23 protein-coding genes are annotated in these 24,090 nt (G+C 51.5%); 10 read left to right on the forward strand and 13 right to left on the reverse strand.

Going from position 1 to position 24,090, the window contains the following annotated elements:
* Nucleotides 1-272: 272 nt before the first annotated feature.
* Together VF724_RS04970 and VF724_RS04975 are read right to left on the reverse strand one after the other, a co-directional pair.
* Nucleotides 273-1,046 carry an IclR family transcriptional regulator gene (locus VF724_RS04970; protein ID WP_371753118.1) on the reverse strand — a complete coding sequence of 258 codons (774 nt, stop codon included), beginning with the start codon at nucleotides 1,044-1,046 and terminating at the stop codon, nucleotides 273-275.
* Between the two features lie 20 nt (nucleotides 1,047-1,066).
* Nucleotides 1,067-1,843, reverse strand: coding sequence for an IclR family transcriptional regulator (locus tag VF724_RS04975; RefSeq protein WP_371753119.1), 777 nt, complete (start codon nucleotides 1,841-1,843; stop codon nucleotides 1,067-1,069).
* A 228-nt stretch (nucleotides 1,844-2,071) separates the two neighbouring features.
* Here VF724_RS04975 and VF724_RS04980 point away from each other — a divergent pair, with 228 nt between their 5' ends.
* Nucleotides 2,072-3,295: an FAD-dependent oxidoreductase gene (locus VF724_RS04980; protein ID WP_371753120.1), complete on the forward strand. Its 1,224-nt coding sequence runs from the start codon at nucleotides 2,072-2,074 to the stop codon at nucleotides 3,293-3,295.
* Nucleotides 3,296-3,441: 146 nt separating this feature from the next.
* Nucleotides 3,442-4,029, forward strand: a complete 588-nt coding sequence (locus tag VF724_RS04985; protein WP_371753121.1) for a hypothetical protein — start codon at nucleotides 3,442-3,444, stop codon at nucleotides 4,027-4,029.
* Nucleotides 4,030-5,192: 1,163 nt separating this feature from the next.
* Here VF724_RS04985 and VF724_RS04990 read toward each other — a convergent pair.
* From VF724_RS04990 to VF724_RS05010, 5 genes are all read right to left on the reverse strand, one after another.
* The gene (locus VF724_RS04990; RefSeq protein ID WP_371753122.1) at nucleotides 5,193-5,564 is read right to left on the reverse strand and encodes a C39 family peptidase; all 372 of its coding nucleotides are present in this window, start codon (nucleotides 5,562-5,564) and stop codon (nucleotides 5,193-5,195) included.
* Nucleotide 5,565: 1 nt separating this feature from the next.
* Nucleotides 5,566-5,859 (reverse strand): hypothetical protein, encoded by a 294-nt coding sequence (locus VF724_RS04995; protein WP_371753123.1) that lies wholly within the window; start codon nucleotides 5,857-5,859, stop codon nucleotides 5,566-5,568.
* Nucleotides 5,860-6,068: 209 nt separating this feature from the next.
* On the reverse strand, nucleotides 6,069-7,130 hold the full coding sequence (locus VF724_RS05000) for an ABC transporter permease (RefSeq protein WP_371753124.1): 1,062 nt from the start codon (nucleotides 7,128-7,130) through the stop codon (nucleotides 6,069-6,071).
* On the reverse strand, nucleotides 7,108-8,070 hold the full coding sequence (locus tag VF724_RS05005; protein ID WP_371753125.1) for an ABC transporter ATP-binding protein: 963 nt from the start codon (nucleotides 8,068-8,070) through the stop codon (nucleotides 7,108-7,110). The genes VF724_RS05000 and VF724_RS05005 overlap by 23 nt, the downstream gene beginning before the upstream one ends.
* Nucleotides 8,071-8,072: 2 nt before the next feature.
* A complete protein-coding gene (locus tag VF724_RS05010; RefSeq protein ID WP_371753126.1) occupies nucleotides 8,073-9,224 on the reverse strand; it encodes an NEW3 domain-containing protein in 1,152 nt (383 codons plus the stop codon).
* 189 nt (nucleotides 9,225-9,413) lie between these two features.
* Between VF724_RS05010 and VF724_RS05015 the strand changes: the two genes are divergently transcribed.
* Together VF724_RS05015 and VF724_RS05020 are read left to right on the forward strand one after the other, a co-directional pair.
* Nucleotides 9,414-10,037, forward strand: a complete 624-nt coding sequence (locus VF724_RS05015) for an RNA polymerase sigma factor (protein ID WP_371753127.1) — start codon at nucleotides 9,414-9,416, stop codon at nucleotides 10,035-10,037.
* A complete protein-coding gene (locus VF724_RS05020; RefSeq protein ID WP_371753128.1) occupies nucleotides 10,030-11,046 on the forward strand; it encodes an anti-sigma factor in 1,017 nt (338 codons plus the stop codon). The genes VF724_RS05015 and VF724_RS05020 overlap by 8 nt, the downstream gene beginning before the upstream one ends.
* Nucleotides 11,047-11,544: 498 nt before the next feature.
* On the opposite strand, the gene VF724_RS05025 is transcribed toward VF724_RS05020, so the two are convergent.
* The 4 genes from VF724_RS05025 to VF724_RS05040 all read right to left on the reverse strand — a co-directional run bounded on the left by VF724_RS05025 (nucleotide 11,545) and on the right by VF724_RS05040 (nucleotide 15,737).
* Nucleotides 11,545-12,822, reverse strand: coding sequence for a TRAP transporter large permease (locus VF724_RS05025; RefSeq protein WP_371753129.1), 1,278 nt, complete (start codon nucleotides 12,820-12,822; stop codon nucleotides 11,545-11,547).
* Nucleotides 12,800-13,300 carry a TRAP transporter small permease gene (locus tag VF724_RS05030; protein ID WP_371753130.1) on the reverse strand — a complete coding sequence of 167 codons (501 nt, stop codon included), beginning with the start codon at nucleotides 13,298-13,300 and terminating at the stop codon, nucleotides 12,800-12,802. The genes VF724_RS05025 and VF724_RS05030 overlap by 23 nt, the downstream gene beginning before the upstream one ends.
* Before the next feature lie 112 nt (nucleotides 13,301-13,412).
* A complete protein-coding gene (locus VF724_RS05035; protein ID WP_371753131.1) occupies nucleotides 13,413-14,471 on the reverse strand; it encodes a TRAP transporter substrate-binding protein in 1,059 nt (352 codons plus the stop codon).
* Nucleotides 14,472-14,669: 198 nt separating this feature from the next.
* Nucleotides 14,670-15,737 carry a DctP family TRAP transporter solute-binding subunit gene (locus VF724_RS05040; protein WP_371753132.1) on the reverse strand — a complete coding sequence of 356 codons (1,068 nt, stop codon included), beginning with the start codon at nucleotides 15,735-15,737 and terminating at the stop codon, nucleotides 14,670-14,672.
* Nucleotides 15,738-15,866: 129 nt separating this feature from the next.
* Here VF724_RS05040 and VF724_RS05045 point away from each other — a divergent pair, with 129 nt between their 5' ends.
* The 4 genes from VF724_RS05045 to VF724_RS05060 all read left to right on the forward strand — a co-directional run bounded on the left by VF724_RS05045 (nucleotide 15,867) and on the right by VF724_RS05060 (nucleotide 20,736).
* Nucleotides 15,867-17,507 (forward strand): ATP-binding protein, encoded by a 1,641-nt coding sequence (locus VF724_RS05045; protein WP_371753133.1) that lies wholly within the window; start codon nucleotides 15,867-15,869, stop codon nucleotides 17,505-17,507.
* Nucleotides 17,467-18,168, forward strand: a complete 702-nt coding sequence (locus VF724_RS05050) for a response regulator (RefSeq protein WP_371753134.1) — start codon at nucleotides 17,467-17,469, stop codon at nucleotides 18,166-18,168. The genes VF724_RS05045 and VF724_RS05050 overlap by 41 nt, the downstream gene beginning before the upstream one ends.
* A 318-nt stretch (nucleotides 18,169-18,486) precedes the next feature.
* Nucleotides 18,487-18,735 (forward strand): hypothetical protein, encoded by a 249-nt coding sequence (locus VF724_RS05055; protein ID WP_371753135.1) that lies wholly within the window; start codon nucleotides 18,487-18,489, stop codon nucleotides 18,733-18,735.
* A gap of 168 nt (nucleotides 18,736-18,903) precedes the next feature.
* Nucleotides 18,904-20,736 (forward strand): B12-binding domain-containing radical SAM protein, encoded by a 1,833-nt coding sequence (locus VF724_RS05060; protein ID WP_371753136.1) that lies wholly within the window; start codon nucleotides 18,904-18,906, stop codon nucleotides 20,734-20,736.
* Between the two features lie 13 nt (nucleotides 20,737-20,749).
* Here VF724_RS05060 and mnmM read toward each other — a convergent pair whose 3' ends face one another.
* Nucleotides 20,750-21,328 carry a tRNA 5-(aminomethyl)-2-thiouridylate-methyltransferase MnmM gene (mnmM, locus tag VF724_RS05065; RefSeq protein WP_371753137.1) on the reverse strand — a complete coding sequence of 193 codons (579 nt, stop codon included), beginning with the start codon at nucleotides 21,326-21,328 and terminating at the stop codon, nucleotides 20,750-20,752.
* 13 nt (nucleotides 21,329-21,341) lie between these two features.
* Nucleotides 21,342-22,301 carry a tRNA modification radical SAM protein MnmL/YtqA gene (gene mnmL / locus VF724_RS05070; RefSeq protein ID WP_371753138.1) on the reverse strand — a complete coding sequence of 320 codons (960 nt, stop codon included), beginning with the start codon at nucleotides 22,299-22,301 and terminating at the stop codon, nucleotides 21,342-21,344.
* 238 nt (nucleotides 22,302-22,539) lie between these two features.
* On the opposite strand from mnmL, the gene VF724_RS05075 reads away from it, so the two are divergent.
* Nucleotides 22,540-23,718, forward strand: coding sequence for a glycosyltransferase family 2 protein (locus VF724_RS05075; protein WP_371753139.1), 1,179 nt, complete (start codon nucleotides 22,540-22,542; stop codon nucleotides 23,716-23,718).
* A gap of 159 nt (nucleotides 23,719-23,877) precedes the next feature.
* On the forward strand, nucleotides 23,878-24,066 hold the full coding sequence (locus VF724_RS05080) for a hypothetical protein (RefSeq protein WP_371753140.1): 189 nt from the start codon (nucleotides 23,878-23,880) through the stop codon (nucleotides 24,064-24,066).
* The last annotated feature ends 24 nt before the right edge of the window (nucleotides 24,067-24,090 follow it).

Consider the following 24,090-nt stretch of genomic DNA (forward strand, 5'->3'; position numbering starts at 1 on the left):
GATGCTTTCATTAACGCCGTGAAAGAAACCTGAAGCGTTGGAGGAGAAGACTGTATGCCGGGAGGCGTCATTTTGGTAAGCGTTTTCATTTTTTGAAATTATGATCGGGTTCAGGACAGTCCTGCCTAAATGGCGGAGGTGCGGAGCAAGTGCAGCAGCTTGGGCGGATTTCAAAGGATCTAAAGTTTGAGGATATTCGATGGTTGTTTTTAACAATATTATCATTTCATATAATATCATGGGAAAACTGGATTGGGCAAGAGGCGAAATATTCACCTCTCGCTCAATCTCCTGGATATTTCATGCGAGGCGTTCAGCAGGTATCTGATGAGCTTCGGCAGAGTGTGCGCATGGATTCGTTGTACGGGACCGGCCAAGGTGACGGATGCCAGGGGCGGTCCTTTGCCTTTGGGACGAAGGATCGGCGCGGCTACGGAGGTCACACCGGCATGGAACTCCTCAATGCTGACGGAATAGCCCTGCTTGCGGATGGCGTGCAATTTTTCGCGAAATTGCTCGGGATCGGTGATGGTATGCTCCGTAAAAGGAGTTAATCCGCTTTCGATGATCGAATCAATGACGGCCGGCGTCTGGTAGGCCAGCAGCACCTGTCCCGTGCTCGTGCAGTGAGCGGGATTTCGTTTGCCCAAATGCGACCGCAGCGGAACCGGATACGGGCTGTCCCCTCTGTGAAGATAGACGACCTCTTTTCCCGACAGTATCCCCAGATGAGCGCTTTCCCCCGATTTTTGCATCAAATCCTCAAGCACAGGCAGGGCCGTCCGGTGAATATGCAGTCCGGAGACGATAACGTTGCCTGAAGCCAGGATCGAGGCGCCCAAACGGTATTTTTTCGAGTGCGGATCCCTGGCGATAAATCCCTCGCTGGCCAATGTGCCGAGCAGCCGGTGCGTTGTGCTTCTGCCGATGCCCATTTTTTGGGCGAGATCGTCAATGCTGAACTCCGGCTCTTCCGCGGTGAAGGCTTTCAGCAATCGCAGCGCGGTATTCAACGAAGATGGGTTTTGGCGGGTCTGTTCAGTCATTATGGTATCCTCCCCCGGCGCTAATCATAATAGCCCAGCTTTTCCGACACGACTGCGGCGGCCTTGCTGATCGCTTCGGCGATCAGCGGAATGCGGTCCGCAGGTATTCTATCCGTTGGCCCGACCACGCTGACGGCGGCAATGACCTGCCCGGTATAGTCTTTCACGGGCGCGCCGATACTGGTGGCTCCAATGTGCAGCTGATCGATGGCGACGGCGTAGCCCTGATCGGTGATCGCCTTCAGCTCGCTCAGGAACCGGTTCCAATCCGGCAGGCCGTCTGCGCTGTATGCACGAATACTGTTTTCATATATTTTGCGAACCAAATGCTTCGACTGATAGGCCAGGATGCATTTTCCGGCGCTGGTGCGGACCGCCGGATTGCTTCTGCCGATCGAGGAAAGCAGCGGTACGGGCTGCGGAGGGTCGATCTTATGGAGATAAATAATCTCCATATCCTCCAGAATCGCGATATGGGACGCTTCTCCCAGCTTTCGGGTCAGCTCTTCCAGCACCGGCTTTGCTTCCCTTATAATTTCCATGTGGGTGATGATTACCCCGGATAAAGTTAACAGCGACAAGCCGAGCTTGTAGCGGGAGGAATCGGCGCATTTGTCCAAATAGCCTTCCTGCTGCAGCTCCAAAACGAGACGGTGGACCGTGCTTTTCGGCAGGTCCAGCGCCTGTGAAATTTCCGTAATTCCGATTTCCGGACGGTCAAGCGTAAATAATCGGATGATCCGCAGCCCATTTTTTACCGAATGAATCAGCGGGGTTTTGGCAGCGTCAGGTTTCAATTTTCATCACCTCGGGGGCCGTCATGTCATTCTTACTATATGATAACCTTCCAAGCAATTCAAATGCCCGCTGAACTTCATATCTTCGAATTATTGTGTTCCACATAGAGAGATGTACGGCTTTCGCCAAAGGACTGCTTGCCGTTAATCTATGTATAGTGCCTTATTCTATAATAAAATCGAACATTGCAACCGTTAACATTTACTGAAAAAAAGGAGAAGATGTCCATGAGCAGTTCTGAATTGAAACGACAGGTCATTATTGCCGGTGCAGGTCCGATCGGTTTGACGGCGGCGCTTGCACTCAGACACAAGGGAATTCCGGCCACCATTCTGGAAGCGGAGCGCGAAGGCCGTCCGCGTCCGGGCAGCCGCGCGATCTATCTTCACAATGCGACGCTGCAGCATTTGGAGGATATTCATCCGGGACTCGGCTTTACGCTGGCCCGCCATGGAATCGTCTGGCCGCTGAAACGCTCGCTGTTCCGCGGGAAAGAGGTTTATGTCAAAAAATATCCGACACCGGATCCGAGTGTTCTCCCGCCGTTTACCAGCCTGCCGCAGGATGAGGCGGAACGCCATATGTATCAAGCCTGCCTGGATGCCGGAGTGGAATTCGTATGGAATACGCCGGTCAAAGAAGTCCAAAGCAGCGAACAAGGAGTCAAGGTGATCACCGAAACCGGTGATGTCTGGCAGGCCGATTATGTTGTCGCTGCCGACGGAGCGCATTCTGTCGTCCGTAAAACAGCAGGGCTCAAGCTTGAGGGTCCGCGTCATAAGGATACTTTTATTGTTGTGGATGTTAAAGAAGACCCTGAAAATCCGCTGCCGCTGGAACGCATTTTCCACTATCAGCATCCGGCTATCGGCGAACGCAACGTGCTGTATGTGCCTTTCGCCGGCCATTGGCGAATCGACCTGCAGCTTCTGAGCGGAGATGACCCTGAGGAATTCGGAAGTACGGAAGGGGTCAAAAAGTGGCTGCCGAAAGTCATCGATAAGAAATATGCCGAACGCATTACTTGGGTATCCACCTATCAGTTCTACCAGGTTGTCGCCGATTCGTTCACCGATGCCCATCGGAGGATTTTGCTGACCGGTGAAGCCGCGCATCTGTTTGCGCCGTTTGGGGCCCGCGGCATGAACTCGGGAGTGCCTGATGCGGTCATCGCCGTTAGAGGAATTGCTGAAGCGCTCCAAGCCGCTGATCCGGAAACAGCCAAAAAAGCGATTCTTGCCGCCGCCGAGGAACGTAAAATCGCCGCCGAGCACAATCGCAAGGGCGCCGGCATTGCTTTGGACCATCTGCAGGGGGACTCCCCGTTTATGAATATGAAGCGCGAGCTGGCGGCATCCTTGGTTCCGATCCTGCCGCAATTGGGAAGATGGCTCGATGAGGGACCGTACGGCCCGAAATTCGGACCGCCCGAGTTGACGACCAAATATTAAGGGCTCGCGATGAAATTAGTTCTACTTTTGGCGGCAAAGTATCAAGCGGTTTAATTGATCTTTGCCACCAATTTAGTAGAAGTTATTTCATCGCGATGCCTAAATTCAAAAGTTAAGGCAAATCTCATTAGGGAGAGGATTCGATCATGTCAACAGAGCTGAAAGTTTCTGACGAAAAACGATACGGTCCCAATGACTCGAATGTCGGCAGCCTGATCGACCGGATTGGCAAGATAAATTGGCTGTCAGCCGCCGCTCAGACGGAGAACAGAGTCTCGGCGGAAGCCGCAATTGATCAATTTCTGCTGTCTTTCGGCATGGAAGGATACTCCATCCATTGGTTCGATAAAAATGAATTGGCTCCATTCGTGGAAAGAATGACATTGCGGGAGAGCCCGCTGTGGAACCGGTTGGAAGAGATCCCGCAGCAAATCAGGGACAAGGCGGAAGAAACGGGAAGGACAGCAATTGTGCTGAAGATCAGTGAAAATACGCCGACGAATGTATTTTCCCTCGCTTTTGATGCGGCTTTCCGGGAATTTGAGGAAAATGGAGAGAAGGTCATCCAAGCTGCAGCCGGAGCGATGATGTACATTGCCGCGCTGGCCTGCGCCTGGGAAACGCTAGCGGATTTGGACGGGTGGAAGGCGAATCCTTTTCTGCCGCTGATCCAGGTGCTTGAGGCAGGGCATTGGCCTCTTGGATTGTACGGCGGGAAGTTCTATGCGGTGTAATGCATAAAGTCTCCGGATTGTTTAGATAAGAAAAACAAATATTTCTTAATAAAGAGGTGACATCACTGTCATCTCTTTTTGCTCTTCCATTAAACGATCTTGGAATAAAGCGGTTCTATAGCTTCTCCGGGATTAATAGTTTACATATAGTGGGAAAAAGCAAACAAAAGGGCCATTTCATATGATGGCAATAAGAAAATTTTATCGCAAATAAGGTGTTTTTTAAATTTATCAAAAAGGAAAATGAAGTGAGGTTGCCGGGATGCAGTATTTGAATGGGAAACTGCGGTACTTCACGTTTTTTTTTTGGCTTTGTGGTTAATGCTTAGTCTGACTGCACCCGCGGCGGGGGCTGGAAAACAACAAGGTCAGCCCGATATACGCGTGAGGATACAAAGCGATATGGCCAGTTTAGGGGGATTAAAAGCAAAGTTTGGTGTGAGAAGGGATTTGGGCGAGAAAGGTTTTACGACGGATGTGAATGTCGAGTACGTCGGCCGTATGTGCCGGCACCATCGCATTGGCGATCAAAAATTTTGATTAGCTCATCCGGACTTTTTTCACAAAAAAATCCTCTTCCCCATTTTAAAAAATACTAAATCAGATCCCAAGATTAATTGGGTGTCCTTGGGTGTTTTGTATCTTTGTATAATATTTTAAAAAAAGAACATATTGCGGTTGTTATTGATACACCAAGTATATATGTGTAAAAGTTAAAAAACATATAGTTAGTATACTGATTATACCACCCAAAATTATATATTTTGGAATTTGGATTATTAGGTCCCCCTCCAAGCTCGTTCGTAACTGTTTGAAAAAAATTAATTTCGAGATATCCAAAAATAAAAACAATCAGTAACGAAACAGTTATTAATTGAGCGGCTACTTTTTGAGGTTTCGATGCTATATACCCTTTTAGCAGTTTTACTATGTTTATAAGAAATCCAACGTAGAAAAATAAAGCTATGATAACTACAAATCCCCCTAAGTTACCATTACCTGAGATTTGGTATGGTTTCGCGGAAAATAAGTAAATTAAATAAAATGTAATCACGCTAAAAACGAATAAAATTAAAGTCAATATAAATTTAATACTAATCACCTCAAAGTTTTAGCAAAACCCCCTCTATTATTAAATAAAGGGGATTTTGCCTCATTATATTTTAAACACCACGATACCAAATAAGCCCCATATTCATTTGCCCCTGATAGGAACTCCAGTCTACCCAATGCACTCCTGTATTGTATTGTCCGCCGTCAGGATCAAGCATCCCAAAGTATAGAGTACCTGTAGAACTATCGTATCCCGTACCAGTCACGAAATGATAACTATAATAGACCCAAGGATCCCAGTCAAAGCGAATGCCAACTGGACGATCATTATCTATTCTACTTGTATAATCAGCCCAATGTCCATTGGCAGACATATAGGTAGTGGAAAAAGGAGACTCCTGATAACTAAAGAAATGATTTAACTGCAACCACATTCCTTGATTCCATCCACTCATTGAAGTTCCGGCAGGGGAAGTCCCCATTTCAGAAGCGAGTTTGTTGATTAGTTAAATAATCAACAATCATAGCACCAGAGGTAGGACCACAAGCAGCATCTTGGGTATTTACACCGGGCATTCTTTGCCAGTATCTTTGTACTCCAGTAATTAAGTTATAGCTATAGGATAAGATATTTACCGTTTTAGTTTTATTAATTATATCATGCCATTTCTTTTCATTTGATTTATCTTTTTTTATTTTACTTTCAAATTTTGCATTGGACCATTTTTTATACTCATCTGAATTGGGGTCACTTTCTTTCAGATGAATTTTATCCATCCTTTCATATTTTAGGAACAATAAAAAAATACTATATATATCGAATTGTAAATATTTATATTAAATCTAAAAAAAGTATTTTAAACCTATAATTGTAATAACGATAAAAGGCGGTAATCTAACAAGAAAAGGATCAAGTCCTCGTTTTATTTGAGAACTTGATCCTTTTTTATGCGATTGAAACATTAGCATTAAGTAAGCTTATTGCCTTACCTTGAACGGATTTCCTGCCGCATGAACCAAGCATAGGATACGGCGAAGCAGATCAGGGTCGCCGCAATCAAGCCGGTCAGCTGCGGCCACACCAGCAGCAGGCTCTGAGAGAGCGGGAGCGGACTGGGAATGGCGCCGTAGGCCTGCTCCACGGTGAGCGGACCCAAGGAACGGATCGACGGGATCAGCAGCGTCGATGTCGCTTCCTGGAACAGCTGGCTGGGCGACAGGCGCATCAGGAATTGAATAAACTGCTCGTAGCTGATGACCTGCTGTACGTCCGCCGTATTTGCCGGGGCCATGGCATTGGCAATCAGATTCACGATCATCGGGTAGAATACGGTGAAAAACAGCCAGATGGCGATGCTGGACAGTGCCGACGTGGCGGGCTGGCGGAAGCGGACCGAGAACAAAATCGACAGGTTGAGCCAGAACGCCACATAGAAGATGCTCAATATGAGGAAGAACAGCATCCGCAGAAATTCCTCCGGCGCTGGCGGAATGCCGATGGCAATCAGTCCAAGACCCATGACCATAAAGCCAAGGCCGAGGAACATGATGCCGATCACGAGGATCGCCGCAGTGAATTTGGCGTTGAGGACATAATCGCGGTGAATCGGCTGCGACATGATCCGCGACAGCGTACCCTTGTTGCGCTCCGAGTTGACCGCGTCAAAGCCCAAGCCGATGCCGATCAGCGGACCGAGAAAGCTGACGAAGGTGATGAAAGCCGGCATGGTTCCGTCCGATACGGTAAACAGCTTCAGAAAGACGAAGGAATTCAGATCGTTGTTGCCGGGCGCCGCGCTGCGGATATTGGAGATTGCGGTATAGAGCGAACCGATGCATGTCAAGGCCAAGATCCCGATCAGGATGATGGAGCGCCAGCTGCTGATGAAGTCGGCAGACTCCTTTTCCACGATTACCCAGAACGGATGCGTAATTCGTGCGCTTGCGTTCTCTGCTTCGTTTCCATATATGCGGGCCTTGCCTTTGGGACGTACCTTTTCCCGTTCACCGAGCCCGAACCATGCTTTAATGTCGAACCGCCGTTCCAACCGTCTCCCTCCCTTCGAAGTATCGATGGTAAATTTCATCCAGACCGATTTGTTTTTTATGCAGATGCACCAGCGTGCTTCCCGAATCAAAAATCATTTTTGCCAGTACACCGGTGATGTCCTGAGTGCATCCCAATTGAAGCAGGCCGTTCCGCAGTTCGATCCGCAGAATCTCCGGCATATTCTGCAGGCTGCGCAGCAATTCCTCTGTGAGCGGCTTGACGCCAAGCTCCAGCGTAACGAATTTGTCGAGCTGCAGCTTGGCGGCCAATGTTTCGATGCTGCCCTCCGCCAGCAATTTGCCCTGCACAAACAGCCCGACACGGTCGCAGATTTGCTGCACCTGGTGCAGGTGATGGGAAGACAGCAGTACGGTGATGCCGTCATTCCGGCTTAACCGCTGAATCAGGTCGAGCAGCTCGCGAACCCCCTCAGGATCAATGCCGAGCGTCGGTTCGTCGAGAATGATGATTTCCGGTTGTTTGATCAGCACATCGGCCAATCCCAACCGCTGCCGCATCCCGCGGGAGTATGCCCCTGCTTTTTTGTGCGCGGCTTCGCTCAGCCCGACCCGGGCCAACAGCGACTCCGCCCTCCGATGCGCCTCTGTGACACCGATTCTGTTCAGCCTTGCGGTGTAGATCAAATTTTCAAGTCCGGTTAAATCCTCATAAAATCCCACATCATCAGGCAGATATCCCACCTTTTTTTTGACGTTGATCGGCTGCCGGGTGGAATCGATGCCAAGCACGCGGACCTGTCCCGAAGTCGGTTCGGTCAACCCCAGCATCATCAGGATCGTTGTTGATTTTCCGGCGCCGTTGGGGCCCAACAGGCCAAAAATTTCTCCTTTGCGGATCGACAGGGTGAGCTGATCGACCGCTGTGTGGAGGCCGTATGTTTTCGTCAGGCTGACAAGCTCAATCACGGGCTTGCTCACGGCTACCGCCTCCCGTAGGTGCGGAATAAGTAGTAGATCCCGACAAACACCATCCCGATGATCAGAATGCCGATCCAGCCCCAGAGCATTGAGGTTTGGACCGTAATCCGAAACTGGGCGTCCGACGAGGTTTCCGGTGTTGAAGCGGTGAAGTTCAGCTGATAATCGCCGGCAATCGCTTTGCTGTCCGCTTTGATCGTGGCCGTTACGTTTGCGGATTTTCCTGCGGAAAGCGCCTTGAGTTCTTTTTGATCAAACGTCACTTCCCAATTCGCGGGTGTGGAGGCGGACAGCTGGATGTTTTTGAGGTCGGCCGATCCTTTGTTGACCACCTTCAGGTCGACATTCCGTGTGCCCCCTGCGGTAATATCCGTACTCAGCACACCGGACGGCGTCGTCAGCTCGATTCCGTATGTGCCGGTGATCACGACCTCCAGTTTCGTATCGGCCGAGCTGGAGGTGGTCGCCGCGTGAATCGGAATATCATACGTGCCCGCTTTCACCTGTGCGGGCGGATGGATGTCGATCGAGATATCCTGCGCGGAATTTTTGTCCACGCTGACTGAAGTCACATTTTTCCCCAGGCTGCTGAATTGCACATCCCACCCTTTGGGGGCGTCGGCGCTAAGCGCATAATCCTGCTTGTCGGCCGTCCGGTTTTTCAAAGAAGACGTGAAACTGAAGGTGGAATCGGAGTGACCCTGCATGTTCGGTTGATTGACGTTCAGCTCCGAATTGTAGGTTCCCTGTTCGGAGACATTGACGTTTAGCTGCAGTGCATAATCTCCCGCAGTGACGCGGAACGGGTAGTCCCCTTTGTTGACGGCCAACGGCACTTCCACATCGAGATCGACGGATTTGCTGTCGTTCGGCTTGACGGCAATTTTATGCACGGCATAACTGCCGTAAGTGAGATGGTTCGTCCAATTTCCGGGTATTCCTTCCACATTCAGGGGAACGTCTTGAATGCTAGCCGAATTGTTGATGACGTCGATGGAGAACGTTACCGTTTGCCCGGGAGTCACTGAAATGTCCGTAAACGGCGTATACAACGAAATCCCGCCTGCCGCGTAAATCTGCGCCCCGCCCAGCAAATTCCCCGCAACCAGTCCGAAAGTCAGCAGAAGACCGAACAGCATCCTCCTTAACCGCATCTTTTGACAACCTCCCATTATGTATAATCTTTACATTTACATTTGGAGTACGGTGCTTGTTCCAGGTTGGATTTATTAAATTCAGATAAAAAAATCCTTAAGGTCAGATAAAAACTCGCCGAGTACTATTCTCAACACCGGGAGAATGATCAAAAATAAAAGATGAAAAGCGGGAAAGCGGGTGAAATGATGACCGGACAGCAGATAACTGTGGAATTGCCGGGTGATACGGAGCGGGCAGCGGGTTTGCTGCACGAGCTGAAGCAAGGATCCATGGAGGCGTTTGATCTTTTTTATGAAAAATACGCATCGCTGGTTTATCATATCGCTTTGAAAATGACAAAGGAGCAAATGGAGGCGGAGGATATCTGCCATGACGTTTTTCTGGAGGTTTTTCGCAAAATTGACGAATTCGACCCTTCCCGCGGCAGCGTGGAATCGTGGCTGGCGGTCAAGACGAGGAGCCGGACCTTGGATTGGCTTCGAAAAAAAAGAAGGATGGTTTGCGAGCAATTGGAAACCTCGCGGATCGGGCAGCCGGACGGGACGGCTGATCCGATCGGGGAATCTGTGCTACGGCACATGGAGAAAGAGCAGTTGAGAGCGGCGCTGGAGCGGATTCCGTCCTCTCAGCGAACAGCATTGTACGGCAAGTATTTTGAGTCGAAAACGCAGAAAGAATTGTCGGAGAAACTGAATTATCCGCTCGGCACGGTTAAATCCTTGATTCGCTACGGGATAAACAATTTGCGAAAACAATTTAACCAGTTGGGTTGGCTGGAGCCCACCGTGGGGTTCAAAGAGCATGATTAGCCGTTGCGGATGGAGAGAAGAAGAAGTGGTCGATCTGATGCTGGGGCGGCTCCCGGCGGACCGCATAAGTCCGCTTCAGTGGCATATTTCGCAGTGCGGACGGTGCGGGGAGCTGTACCGGGAATGGGAGCGGCTGATATTGGCGGACGGTTCTTTTCCGTTTCCTTCCGCTGCAGTGAAATACAAGCTGCAAAATCGGTTTTTGCGCAGATACAGCCTGTCCGGAATTCGGTTTGTTCCAGGTTGGTTGTACTGGCGCAGATTTCCGCCCGGACAGGGATTTGCATGGTTACGCGACCGATCGGGAGCGGGATTTGCTTTGTCCGGAACATTTGCCGCTTTCCTGCTCGTGCTCGGTTTATTGTCCTTGAGGGGTCATCCTCCTGCACCGGCTTTGGTTGCGATCGGGGGGGATTCCGGATACAACGGAATGAACGGAGCCGTCACTTTGCGGGATCAAATGGCCGGATCTTTTCCCGGACAAGGCCGAACGGCCGCTTTCTTTCCCGCACGAAGCGGAACGGCGGAATCTGTTCCGGGCGTGCTTGCTGCAAGGGATGAAACAGCGGGATTCGTCCCGGGCATGCTTGTTGTAAGGCACGGAAATGCCGGTTCCCAGCCGGACATTCTTCACGCGCCGGATGAAATCGGCAAGCATTTGCATGTGGTTCTGAATCCGCGAACCGTACAGTACCCGATCATTCGGCCGGAGAATCCGGAGGTCAGGGGATACATATGGGTCAATCAGGTTACCGATGAAGTGCTGATCATGGTGGAAGGACTTCGGCCCGACGATAGCAAGGACTATCAGGCCTGGTTTATCACCGCTCATCATCCGTTGAGCGGAGGGATCATGCGTTGGCAAGGCAGCCGTGCGCATCTGTATGCGCATGGTGTGCGAATCCGGCTGGCGGATCATTTGGCGGTCAGTCAGGAACCGAAGGGCGGCAGTACGAAGCCGACCGGTCCCGAGACGTTTCTCGTGCTTCTGAAGAACGACGGAAAATAGCGGGAGCCCCGGCAGCTCCATCGGGAAAAAAGCCTGCAATTTTGCAGGAAAAACAAATGGAGGATGCGCTCGGACATAAAAAGATATACAATCGCAGGTATTCTCTTCCCAATCGGTCAATTGCTCAAGCATCTCAAACGGATAACTATCAGTGATGGGGTTTCATGACAAACTCACCGGGAGAGTATCACAGTACGAAGAAGATACAACCGAGCTCCAAAATTTTTTAAAAGGTTAAAAAAACAGAATCCCGAAAGCTCGCTACAGAGGCTTCCGGGGCTGGCAGATCACATTTGCGCTTGCTTTAACAGACCGATTTAAGGGTTGCGGTCCAGCAATCCCTTAGCCCCGACGCACGAAACCCCAAGCCCAAGCCTCTCAGTCTCGCGGCCCCTTCGGGGCTTATGGCGTCCGCAAGCCAGGCAGACCCGACAGCACCGCGGTATGGAGCCGCCGGACCGGACTTAACCCGCTGCGCTGGTGTGCACCTAACCCGCTTTACTGCATCATGCGATCCGGCAAATACAGCGAGATTTGCGGGAAGATGACGAACAGCGCCAGCACGATGATGAACAGGATGATGAATGGAAATACGCCTCGCACGACCGCCCCCAGCTTTTCCTTGGCGATGCCGCTGACCACGAACAGATTCAGCCCTACGGGCGGCGTGATCATGGCCAACTCCATGTTGACCGTCATGACGATGGCAAAATGAATCAGATCAATGCCGAGATGCTTCAGGATCGGCAGCAGGATCGGCAGCGTGATCAGAATGATCGAAACGGCTTCGAGGAATGTTCCCATCACGAAAAACAGCAAATTGACGATGATGAAAAATACCCATTTGTTCATGTCGCTTTCGGCGATCCATGCTCCGACCGCTTGCGGAACCTGGGCGTTGGTCAGGTACAGGCCGAACAGGCTGGCTGCGCCGATGATCAGAAAAATCATGGAGGTGATGTTGATCGACTCCACCAGGATGGGGCGGATATCCTTCCATTTCAGCTCCCGATAAACGAAGACGGATATGATCAGCGCATAAACGACCGCGATAACAGCCGATTCCGTAGGCGTTGCCGCGCCGGTATAGATGCTGCCAAGGATAAGAATCGGCAGGAACGCTCCCCAAACCGCCTTCAACGAGGCCTTCATCCGTACGCCCATGGACGATTTTTGATCGCGCCCGTAACCGTATTTGCGCGCATAATAGATGGCTGAGCCCACCAGAACGCTCCCCAGCATCAGGCCGGGCAGGATGCCGGCCATGAACAGCTTGCCGATCGACACCTCAGAGGTGATTCCGTAGATGATGAGAGGAATGCTGGGGGGAATCAGGATGCCAAGCGTACCGGACGCGGCCACCAGACCCATGGCGTACTTCTTGTCGTAGCCTGCGCTGACCATGGCCGGGATCATGATCGAGCCGATCGCCGCCGCAGTGGCCGGGCTGGAGCCTGATATGGCGGCAAACAGCATGGACGACAAAATTGTCACGATCGACAAACCGCCGGGAATGTGCCCGATCCATTTGCGGAGCGCTTCGATCAGATATTTTGAAATGCCGCCTCTCGCCAGCATGACTCCTGCCAGCACGAAGCCGGGAATGGCCATGAGCGGGAAAGAATCCAGAGCGGTGAAAATCCGCTGCGGCACCATATTCATATTAAAGTTCGTCTGGAACAGCACGACGACTGTCGAAAGAGCAAGGGCAATGGCGATGGGCACCCGCAAAATCATCAAAACGAGAAAAATGCTAAAAAGCAGAACGGTCAGCATGAACATCCCCCTTGCCCTTCACATGATGCACGAACCGTTCGATGAAGCGAAGCAAAAAAAGAATTCCCGAAATGGGAAGGATCAAGTACACGATCCACATCGGAATGCCGACATCCATTGATACCATGCCGGAGGTATACCTTTTGGCGACGAGCAGATAACCGTAATAGGCATAAAATACGCTGAACAAGATGCCGACAAAATTGGCGAACAGATCGACCCAGCGTTTGGCTGAAGCGGGAAGCTTGTCGTACAGCATATCGATTTGGATGTGATGGTCGTTTCTCAGCGCAACTGAAATTCCCAGCAGCGCTCCCCAGATGACCAGATAGCTGGATACTTCCTCGACCCATGCTTTGGGGGAATTGAACACATACCGCATCAGCACGCCGTAAAAGATCAGGGCGATACCTGCGGAGAAGAATGTGCCTGCTGAAATGTCCTCGAGCAATGCCCAGGCTTTTTTCCATGCTTTCATTCCGAACCCTCCTTTAGAAAAAATGGGCACTATGAGTATAGTGCCCAGTCGGTCGGCAAAACATATGAACCGGATCGATCATCGATCGGATTAAAGCAAGCTCAGACCGCGTTTACTTCAAGTTTTTGATGGCGTCGATCAATTCAGGCGTAATAACATTGCTGAATTCGCTGTAAACCGGCTCCATCAATTTTTCGAATTGGGCTTTGTCCGCATCGCTCAGCTCATAAATTTCCAATTTTCCGGCTTGCTTTAGTTTGTCGTAGCTGGTCTGGTTTTCCGCGGCAGCCATTTGCAGTTCATAGTCGGTTGCTTCCTTCAACGCTTCTTCCACTTTTGCGCGAATGTCGGCAGGCATGCTTTCCCAGAACGGTTTGTTCACGAAAATGGCATAGTCGAGACGTCCATGGTTGCTGACGGTCATGTATTTTTGCACTTCCTGATACTTTTGCGTGTCAATGTTGTTGAAGGTGTTCTCCGTGCCGTCTACCGTGCCTTGCTGAAGAGCGGCATAAGTCTCACCGAAGGGAATGGTGGCGGAACCGGCCCCCAGAGATTTGAACTGGGATTCCAGCACCTTGCCGGCTTGCACCCTGAATTTCAAGCCTTTGAAATCCTCGGGCGTTTTCAGCGGATGCTTGCTGTTGACAAATTGCTTGAAGCCGTTTTCCCAGAACGCCAATCCCAAAATATCGTTGTCCTGCAGGGCTTGTCCGTTCAACAGGCTTTTTGCGGCGTCGCTGTCAAAGAATTTTTTCGCATGCTCCTCGTCCTTGAACAGGAACGGCATATCTACATACTGCCAGCGTGGGTCAAGCTTAACCATCTTGGTTACCGACGGAGCGATCATTTGCACGTTTCCGGCAACAAGCGCATCCAGCTCATCCTTGTCCCCATACAGCTGGGACGACGGGTAAACCTCGACCTTCACCTTATTGTCGGTTTTCTGCGCAACCAGTTCGGCGAATTTGTCGGCAGCCTTGCCTTTGACGCTGTCAGGCGCGACTACGTGGGAAAATTTGATGACGATTTGCTCTTTCTTTTGGTCTCCTTGTCCGGCTGCCTGATCACCGGCTTGCGGCCCTGCTTGTTTGTCTGTTGCGCCTCCGCAAGCGGCAAGGGACAGCGCCATGACGCCGGCCAAAACCACTGAAGCCAGTTTCTTTTTCATAATTTTTAACTCCCCTTTTTCATGTTGTTGATGCAGCGATGAAAACGTTTTACGCTGGTACTTAGTTTAGAGCCGATAGGGTGACTGTACAAGAATTTGGTCATATTTATCTTTTTGTTTATTTTGGTCTTTCCATTGTTTGCATATGCACGCAAAAAGGGCAGCCCCTGCTATGGGGCAGCCCTTTCAACGGCGCGCTCAATCCGCCGATTCGATATATTTTTTGCGCAGAGACTGGATCCGGCTCGTGAGCGGCTCTCCGATGATCGGCGCAAATTGCCGGTAAACCGGCTCCAATGCTTTAATCCACTGCTCCCGTTCGGCGGCGTCGAGCTCGTCGATCTTGATATCCGAGCTGTGCCGGATCAGCTCAAGCTGCTCCTGGTTCATTTTGACAGCTTGGTCGTTCATCCAGGCGGTCGTTTCCTCCATCGCTTGGCGGATGATGCGCTGCGCTTGCTTCGGCAAGCCTTCCCAGAACGGTTTGTTGATAATGACGACGTAGCCGAGATACCCATGATTGCTGAGCGTCATATAGTTTTGCGTTTGGTACAGCCGCTTGGTGTAAATGTTAGAGATTGTGTTCTCCTGACCGTCTACCGTGCCCGTCAGCAGGCTGCGGTAGACCTCGTTGAAGGCCAAAGGGGTTGAACGGGCCCCCAACAAGCGGAATTGGGCGGCAATCACTTCACTGGGCATGATTCGAAAATTAAGCTGCTTGAAATCCTCCGGAGAAATCAGCGGATTGCGGTTGTTGGTCATCTGTTTGAAGCCGTTGCTCCAGAAAGCCAGGCCTTTCATGTTCCGGCTCTCCAGCGTGCGGAACAATTCGGCCCCGATTTCCCCGTTGAACGCTTCCTCCACGGCCTTCTGATTGGGAAAGGCGTACGGCAGATCCATCGCCAGCCATTGCGGGATGAGTAAAGACAAGTTCGAGAAGGCGGGTGCGATCATCTGAATATCGCCGTTCCGCAGCGCGTCGATACCCTGGCTTTCCGAGTACAGCATGCCGTTGGGAAAAACCTGGACTTCGATTTGCCCGCCGGATTTTTCCTTGACGATCGAAGCGAATTTGAGCGCGGCCAGCCCTTTGGGCGTATTTTCCGCAACCACGTGGCTGAATTTAATAATGATCTGTTGGTTGAGTCCTTCCTGTTCGGCATCGTACGGAATATTTTCGGCGAACAGGTTTTCCCTGAAACCGACGAGAACGGCCGTAATTAAACCGATGATGACAAACAGGGAGATGGTCAGAAATGATTTCATGTCTAGGCTCCTGTCGAAATCGATAGACGGCGGGGAGATTGCAAATTCAGATTTTCGCCGTTTATCTGTATAATGTTTCTGAACAAACCCTATCTTATCAAAACCGGCTTAACGGGGAAAGTGGACACCATGAACTTGAAAAAATTGAAAATCCAAGGGAAAATCACGCTGCTGTCGTTCGGCATCGTCCTGTTTTCGTTGGTGATGGGCGGCATCATTCTGATGGGCAATATGAATCGGCTGCATGAAAATGAGCTCGGACAGCGGCTCATGATCACGGCACGTACGCTTGCCGAGCTGCCTGAAGTGCGGGACAGCCTGGAAAAACCGGATCCGCGACAAAGGAAGGCGATCAACGATATCGCGGACAAGCTGCGGGTGATCAACGAGGTTTCTTATCTCGTCGTTATGGATATGAACCGGATTCGGCTCTCGCATCCGATCAGGCAAAGGATCGGTCAAACGTTGGAAGGCAAGGATGCCGATCCGGCGTTTGCGGAGCACACGTATCTTTCCAAGGTCAAAGGGGAGATGGGCCCGGCGCTTCGCGCCTATGTGCCGATTATGAACGAGAAGAATATTCAGGTGGGCGTAGTCATGGCTGGAGGGGTTCTTCCCGGTATCGGCACGGTCATCCGGGAGATGTGGGGATACGCTTTTATCGCGCTGCTGCTGCTGTTTTTCGGCGTATGGGGTTCATGGCTTCTGGCCAGGCACATCAAACGGCAGATGTTCGAGCTGGAGCCTCAGGAAATCGCCAGAATCCTCGTGGAGCGAACCGCTGCTTTCCATGCCATTCAGGAAGGTGTGGTGGCGATCGACAAAGAGGAGAGGATTACCATCTTGAATGATAAGGCCAGACAAATTTTTGGCATCCAAGAGAACGTAACGGGACGGAGAATCGGCGATGTGATTCCCGATACCCGCCTGCCGGAGGTCCTCGAGAAGAATGGGCCTTTATTGAACCAGGAGCTGGTTGTAGGCAATATGCTGTTGTTGTCCAGCCGTATCCCGATTAAAGTGAATCAGGAAACGGTCGGCGCCGTGGCGATTTTCCGCGACCGTACGGAAGCGGCGCGGATGGCGGAAGAATTGACGGGAGTCAAAGCGTTTGTGGATGCGCTTCGCGTCCAGAACCACGAGCATCTGAACAAGCTGCACACGATCGCCGGCCTGCTCCAGCTGGATCAGACGGAAAAAGCTTTGGATTATTTGCTTCAGGTCACGGAGCAGCAGCGGGAGCTGACGGGATTTCTGACGGACCACATCCGCAATGAAAGCCTTTCCGGCCTGTTGTTGAGTAAAGTGGCCCGCGGGAAGGAGCTCGGGATTCGGGTGGTGATCGATAAAAGGAGCCATCTGGAACGCTTCCCGGAGCGGCTGGATCACCACGATTTCGTAATCGTTTTGGGCAATCTGATCGAGAATGCGTTTGACGCGCTTCAGGCCGTTCAAGACCGCAACGGCAAGGAAGTGCTGGTGAGCATCGAGCAGGATGAGGAAATACTGTCCATTCTTGTGGAGGATAACGGGTGCGGCATGGATGAAGAAACGCAGCGCCGGATTTTCGACAAAGGCTTCTCCACGAAACAGAAGGATACCCGCGGCATCGGCCTGTACCTGGTCGGCAAAGTGATCGAGAAGGGCAGGGGCCGGTTCGAATGTGATTCCAAGCCGGGAGAAGGGACAAGCATCGTTCTGACGTTTCCGATGAAGGGAGGGGGATGGGATGGCAAGCAGCCGCATTCGGGTGGTCCTGGTAGAGGATGATCCGATGGTCCAGGAAGTGAACCGCATGTTTATCGAACGGGTGGACGGCTATGAAATCGTCGGAACGGCCTCCGACGGTGTGGAGGGCATGCAGTTAATTCGCCGGCTTCAGCCGGATCTGGTTTTTCTGGATATTTACATGCCGGTTCAGGACGGGTTGGAAACCCTCAACCAGATTCGCCGTGAACAGCTGAATACCGATGTGATCATGATTACTGCGGCCAAAGATGTATCCACCGTGCAAGGATTGCTGCGCCTGGGCGTGTTCGATTACATCATCAAGCCGTTCAAATTCGAGCGGGTCAAGCAATCGTTGGAAAACTACCGGGCGTTTCAATTCGGGATGGAAAAAGAGCAGCAAATTTCGCAGGATCGCCTGGATCACATTCTGCACAAGAGCGGGCCTGCGGCCTTGGAAGAAAGGAAGCCCGATACAGCTGAGCTGCCCAAGGGACTGAACGCTCTGACCTTAAAGCAGGTGCTCGGATTGATGGGGGAACGCCAGAAGCCCTTGTCCGCGGAAGAAGTTGCCGACGGGATCGGCGTGGCCCGGGTGACCGCCCGTCGTTACCTGGATTATCTTGAGAAAACGGGCAAGGTTTCGCTGGATATTCAGTACGGGGGCGTCGGGAGACCGGTTAACCGTTACAGGCTTGAATGATCAGGAATCGTAACGGCGCAAATACCGGGAAAGCGAGAAGGTGACGGCAAGAATCGGCAGCGAGCCGGCGACGACGCCGGGCCAGTGCCAATGTATCCAGAACGGGCTAAAAAAAAGTCATGCAAATTTGAATAAATTTTGAAATCGGGGGAAAGATGTGAAACAAATCACTGACTCACAGCGTATAAAAAAGTAAAATAAAAAATAACATTGAGAATGCTTTTCTTGAATATATTGTAAATTTAGGGACTGACATTCCATATGTGCGGATGAGATTCCATAGGCGGTCTTATAAACCATGTGAGAAAGGGGGAATGAATGATGATCTTGTACCAGTTGGTCAAATGGATGGAAGAACGCGCGAATATCGGCAGATCTTTGAAGGAAGCCAAAGGAAAAGGGGACGAGAAACAGCTTCTCCACAAAAAACGGCTGGTTGAAGCCAAAATGATCGAGACAAGCCGCTGGTTGGAACCGCGGGAAGTGCACAGAGAAATTGATAACTTGCTTCCGCTGGAAGCGTTGCCACTGGAACACGATATCCGTCACGATATCCTGAATCCTTGAACGAAACCCGCCATAGGCGGGTTATTTTGTGTTCGGCCCTGTTTATATGTAAAATGGACGTGGAGCGATCCTGCCGGTTTCCGGCGTTGTCTCTGAGTGTTACGATACTGAAAATAATGGGCTCCCGTGACTTTTTGGCGCGGCTCTGAAAATTGAGGTTGTTGATGGATGAAGGTTGTTGTCGCTGCGTTAAACGCGAAATACATTCATTCCGCTCTGGCGCTGCGTTATTTGAAAGCCTACAGCGGACGCGAGTTTGACATCGATATCGCGGAATATACGATTAAGGACCCGGTGATGAGCGTTGTCGCCGACCTGTATCGCCGCAAGCCGGATGTGCTGGGCTTTTCCTGCTACATCTGGAACATCGAAGAAACCATTCCGATCATCCGCATGCTCAAAAAAATCATGCCGGATCTGACGGTAGTGCTGGGCGGACCGGAAGTGTCCTACGATACGGAGGAGTGGATGCGCCGTATTCCCGAGGCGGATTTTATCGTGTCGGGAGAAGGGGAGGGGACGTTTGACCATCTCCTTCGGGAAATCCGCGGCAGTCGGAGGTTTCACATGGTGTTCGGAGCGGCCTATCGCAAAAACGGAGAGATTGTGATCAATCCGCCGAGGCCCAAGCTCGACCTGCCGGACATTCCTTCTCCGCACCGCTTCCCGGAGGATGTCCGGGAGCTGCCGAATCGGGTCGTTTACTTTGAAACGAGCCGGGGCTGTCCGTTCAGCTGCCAATTTTGCTTATCCAGCATTGAGGTGGGCGTCCGGTATTTTGACATCGAGCGGACGAAAGCCGATTTGCTTTATTTGATCGAGTCGGGCGCCAAGCTGATTAAATTTGTCGACCGTACGTTCAATATCAAGCGGGATTACGCCATGGAAATCTTCGATTTCCTGATTCAAAATCACCGCGGCTGCGTGTTTCAATTTGAGATTACCGCTGACATCATGCGGCCGGAGGTGCTTGATTTCTTGGCGGGGCGCGCGCCGGAAGGCATTTTCCGCTTTGAAATCGGAGTTCAGTCCACGAACGAGCTGACCAACGATCTGATCCGCAGGCGGCAAAATTTCGCCAAGCTGTCCCGCACGGTGACGAAAATCAAGGAGAGCGGCAAGATCGCACAGCATCTGGACCTGATCGCAGGGCTGCCGGAGGAGGATTATATGTCCTTCCGCAGGACGTTCAATGATGTGTTTGCTTTGCGTCCGGAGGAGCTGCAGCTCGGATTTCTGAAGATGCTTCGGGGGACGGGGCTGCGCAATGATGCGGAGCGATACGGATATATTTATATGGACCACTCGCCGTACGAGATTTTGGGCAACCATGTGCTGCCGTTTTCCGATGTGATGCGGATCAAGCGGGTGGAGGATATCCTGGAAAAATATTGGAATGCGCACCGGATGGATCATACGCTGAACTTTCTGATTGGGCATGAGTTCACATCGGCCTTTGATTTTTTTCAGGAGTTTGGGGACTATTGGGAAGAACGGGGCTGGCAAAAAATCGGCCATCAGCTGGAGGATTTGTTCGTGAGGCTTCACGCTTTCCTCAAGGATCGCGGAATCGGAAATTTAGATATGGCCGAAGGGTTGATGAAGCTGGACTATTTTATGCAGCATAAGTATAAGCCGCGGAAAATTTGGTGGGACTTCTCGATGGACAAACAGGAGCTCATCGCATTCATGCGGCGGATGGCCGAGCACCCTGAGGAGGTGTTCGACCCGCGCTTGTCCAAGCCCGCCGCTGCGGAGCCCGGTTCACGATTGCCGGAGCCTTCCGGCAAGCAGTCCGGCGGGTTCGCGGAACTGGGCTTGACTGAAAAAGAGCTGCACAAGCATGCGGTCATGGAACGGCTGCCGTTTAACCTGGAGAGCCTGCTTCAGGAAGGCGCGATGGATCGGAATACGGAAACGCTGCTGCTGATCTTTTATCCCCCGGATGCATCGTCCAAGGCGCGTCCTTTTACAATGGCATTGGATAAAACTCTGAAATGACCGGAAGCCCTTTTTATCTTTTTTCGATCGCAATCAGAAACGGAGGATCGTTCTTCTGGTTCAGGAAACCGTAGCGCAGCACTTGATAGGAGGCTTGGGAAAGGCGCGCTGCCCAATCCAGTACGGCCTCCGTTTCGCGTTTGCCGCCTTCGTGTCCGGAGTAGAGCACAATCGTAAGAATGCCTCCGTTTTTCAGCAATTGAAGGGCGGCCTGCAAAGCGGGAAGCGTCGATTCGGGGCGGGTGATGATCCCGTGGTTGTGTCCCGGGAGGTACCCCAGATTAAACATCACCGCGGCTATGCGGCCAAACAGGCCGTGAGGCAAAGTGTCGAGCATGAACTCATGGTTCTGCAGGTATAGATGAATGCGTTCCTCCCGATAAACGCCGGCTTGCTCCAGCTTTGCGCGGGTCTGCTCCAGCGCTTGCGGCTGAATGTCGAAACCGTACACGGTTCCCTCTGATCCAACCTGCTCTGTCAAAAACAGCATGTCGTTGCCGTTGCCCATCGTGGCGTCAATGACGGCATCGCCGGAAGCTGTCCGCTCTTTCACGAGGTGGTGCGCAAAGCTCAATATCGATAAAAACCCCATTGCAGCCTCCCAGTCAGTTCGCGGATTCCGCGAAAAACTTCCCCTGCCATGTATCGCGGTGCTTCAGCTCGTCATCGATGGCATTGAGGACTTCCCATTTTTTCAGGCTCCAGGTCGGTCCGATCAATAGGTCTCTCGGCGCATCGCCGGTCAGGCGATGAACGATCATCTCCGGCGGAAGCATCTCCAGCGTGTCCGCGACGAGCTTGACATATTCATCCTTTTCCAAAAATCGCAGCAATCCCGCTTCATACTGCTTGACCATCGGGGTCTTGCGCATCAGGTGCAGCAGGTGGACCTTGATCCCCTGAACGTCCATGCGGGCTACGGACCTCGCGGTTTCCAGCATCATGGCGTGCGTTTCCAGAGGAAGCCCGTAGATGATATGGGCGCAGATGCGAATGTTGCGCTTCCGAAGCTTTTCGACCGCCTCCAGATAGCACTGTGTATCGTGAGCCCGGTTGATCAGCTCGGAGGTCGATTCATGGACGGTTTGCAGTCCCATTTCGACCCATAGATACGTTCTTTCATTCAACTCGGCGAGATATTCAACGACCTCATCGGGCAGACAATCCGGCCGGGTGGCGATGGAGAGGCCGACGACGCCCGGCTGCTCCAGAATGACTTCGTAGAGATCCCGCAGCTCCTCCACCGGAGCATAGGTGTTGGTATACGCCTGAAAATACCCGATATATTTGGCGTTCGGCCATTTGAGGTGCTGGCGGTCGCGGATTTGATTGAACTGGGTGACCAGATCGTTTCTGCGGCTTCCGGCGAAATCTCCCGACCCGCGCGCGCTGCAGAAGGTGCAGCCCCCGACGGCGATCGTTCCGTCCCGGTTCGGGCATGTAAAACCGGCATCGAGCATGACCTTGAACACCTTCTCGCCAAATTGCTCCCGCATTTCGTAATTCCATGTATGAAACCGTTTGTCGCCCCACATCCGGGGCTTTGACGGAACGGATGCTTTCATTTCCGATTCTCCTTGCCTGAAGCTTTATTGAAAATCTCCAGCATCGAATATGGCTGTCAAGTAATTATTGTAGCGGAAAATGCAGCGGAATGCGAACGCAGGTCGGGTGATGCATCAATACGGAGCTGCAGCTTGAACAAGTTTCGGGCACCGAAAGTGATACGGATGGAACATGCGTATCAGCGGCAAACGGTATATAATGTTACAATAGCTTCATTCTTAACCTTGGGAGGCAGAAATGGTCGCATTCAGTTTGCTGGCAATTGTTGTCTTGATCTATTGGAGCGCGCACTTTTTTGTTTCGGTCCGCGGCTGGAGGTATGTCTATCCGCTGCCGGATGCCGGCGGCCATCCGGAAAGGCCTCCGTTGGTGTCGGTCATTGTGGCGGCCAAAGAAGAGGAGGACGCAATCACCGATACGGTCAAGCATTTGCTGGAGCAGGATTACGGGCGTCTGGAAATCATTGCCGTAAACGATCGGTCGACCGATGCCACCGGCGTCAAACTGGAGGCGCTGAAAAAATGGTCGGAAATCAAGAAAAACGTCCATACTCCGCTGCAGGTTGTCCATGTCACCTCGCTGCCGGCCGGCTGGCTGGGCAAAAACCATGCGATGTATCAGGGTTATCTTCAGGCTCGAGGCAAATATTTGCTGTTTACCGACGCGGACGTGATCTTTCAACCTGATACAATTCGCTCCGCAATCGAATATATGCAGAAAAAAGACGTCGAGCATCTGACACTTGCGCCGGCTATGACCGTCCCCGGCTTCTGGCTTGGGGCTTTCGTGAACTTTTTCCTGTTTTCGTTGTCGCTGATCGTCCCGCCTTGGAAGTCCAATATCGATAGCCAGCGCGAAAAGGGGATCGGCATCGGAGCATTCAACCTGATCAGCAGAAGAGCATACGAGGGTATCGGCACGCACAGCGCGTTCCCGATGCGTCCCGATGACGATTTGGAGCTGGGCTTGCTGGTGAAGCAGTTCGGCTTCAAGCAGCGATTTTTGTCCGGGATCCGCAAGCTTCGGGTTGAATGGTACCGTAGTTTGGGGGAGGCGTTCCGGGGGATGGAAAAAAATTTGTTTGCCGGATTCCGGTACAATCCATGGCTTGCCTTGGCTGGTATTCTCGGTCAGCTGGCGTTGTTTGTCTTTCCGTATGTCGGAATGCTGCTGTTCGGTGATTGGCGGAGCGCGTTGTTCCTGCTTTCCGTTATTCTGATGATGTCGCTCTATGTATTCGTATTAAAGAAATTCACGGTATACAAAGGGGCGGAAGTATTTGTGCTGCCGATCTCCTCGCTGATATTGGTGTATGTCTTGGCCCGTTCCGTCGTGCTGGCATACGTGCGCGGCGGAGTGTATTGGAGAGGAACGTTCTACCCGCTGAAGGAACTGAAGCGAATGTACGACAGCTAAAAAAACCAGTTGAAACCCGCAAATAATCATTGAAAAACCTTACATAATGTGTTATATTAGAGGTGAGCGAAAATTCAATAAATTTTTCTTCCAAGACATTCATTATTTTCTTATGGTATGGGCAGAATAAAGTCAACTTAATACCGTGGGGTGATGAAAATGAATTCGAACGTTTCCATTCCCAAGGGCGACGATAAAATCGTCGTTGAATTGACCGTGAAAGAAGCCATTGCCTTATCCGGGACTCGCTTTAATGAGGATCCCGGACTCGTATTCGAAGCGCGCAAAAAGCTGAAGCATTTTGTTGAAGACAAATTGGAAGTCGGTCGTTCCGGGAAAATGCATTAAATAAAAAGATGGTTCGAATGCGGC

It is taken from the genome of Ferviditalea candida (assembly GCF_035282765.1).
In the GTDB taxonomy this organism is placed as follows: Bacteria; Bacillota; Bacilli; order Paenibacillales; family KCTC-25726; genus Ferviditalea; species Ferviditalea candida.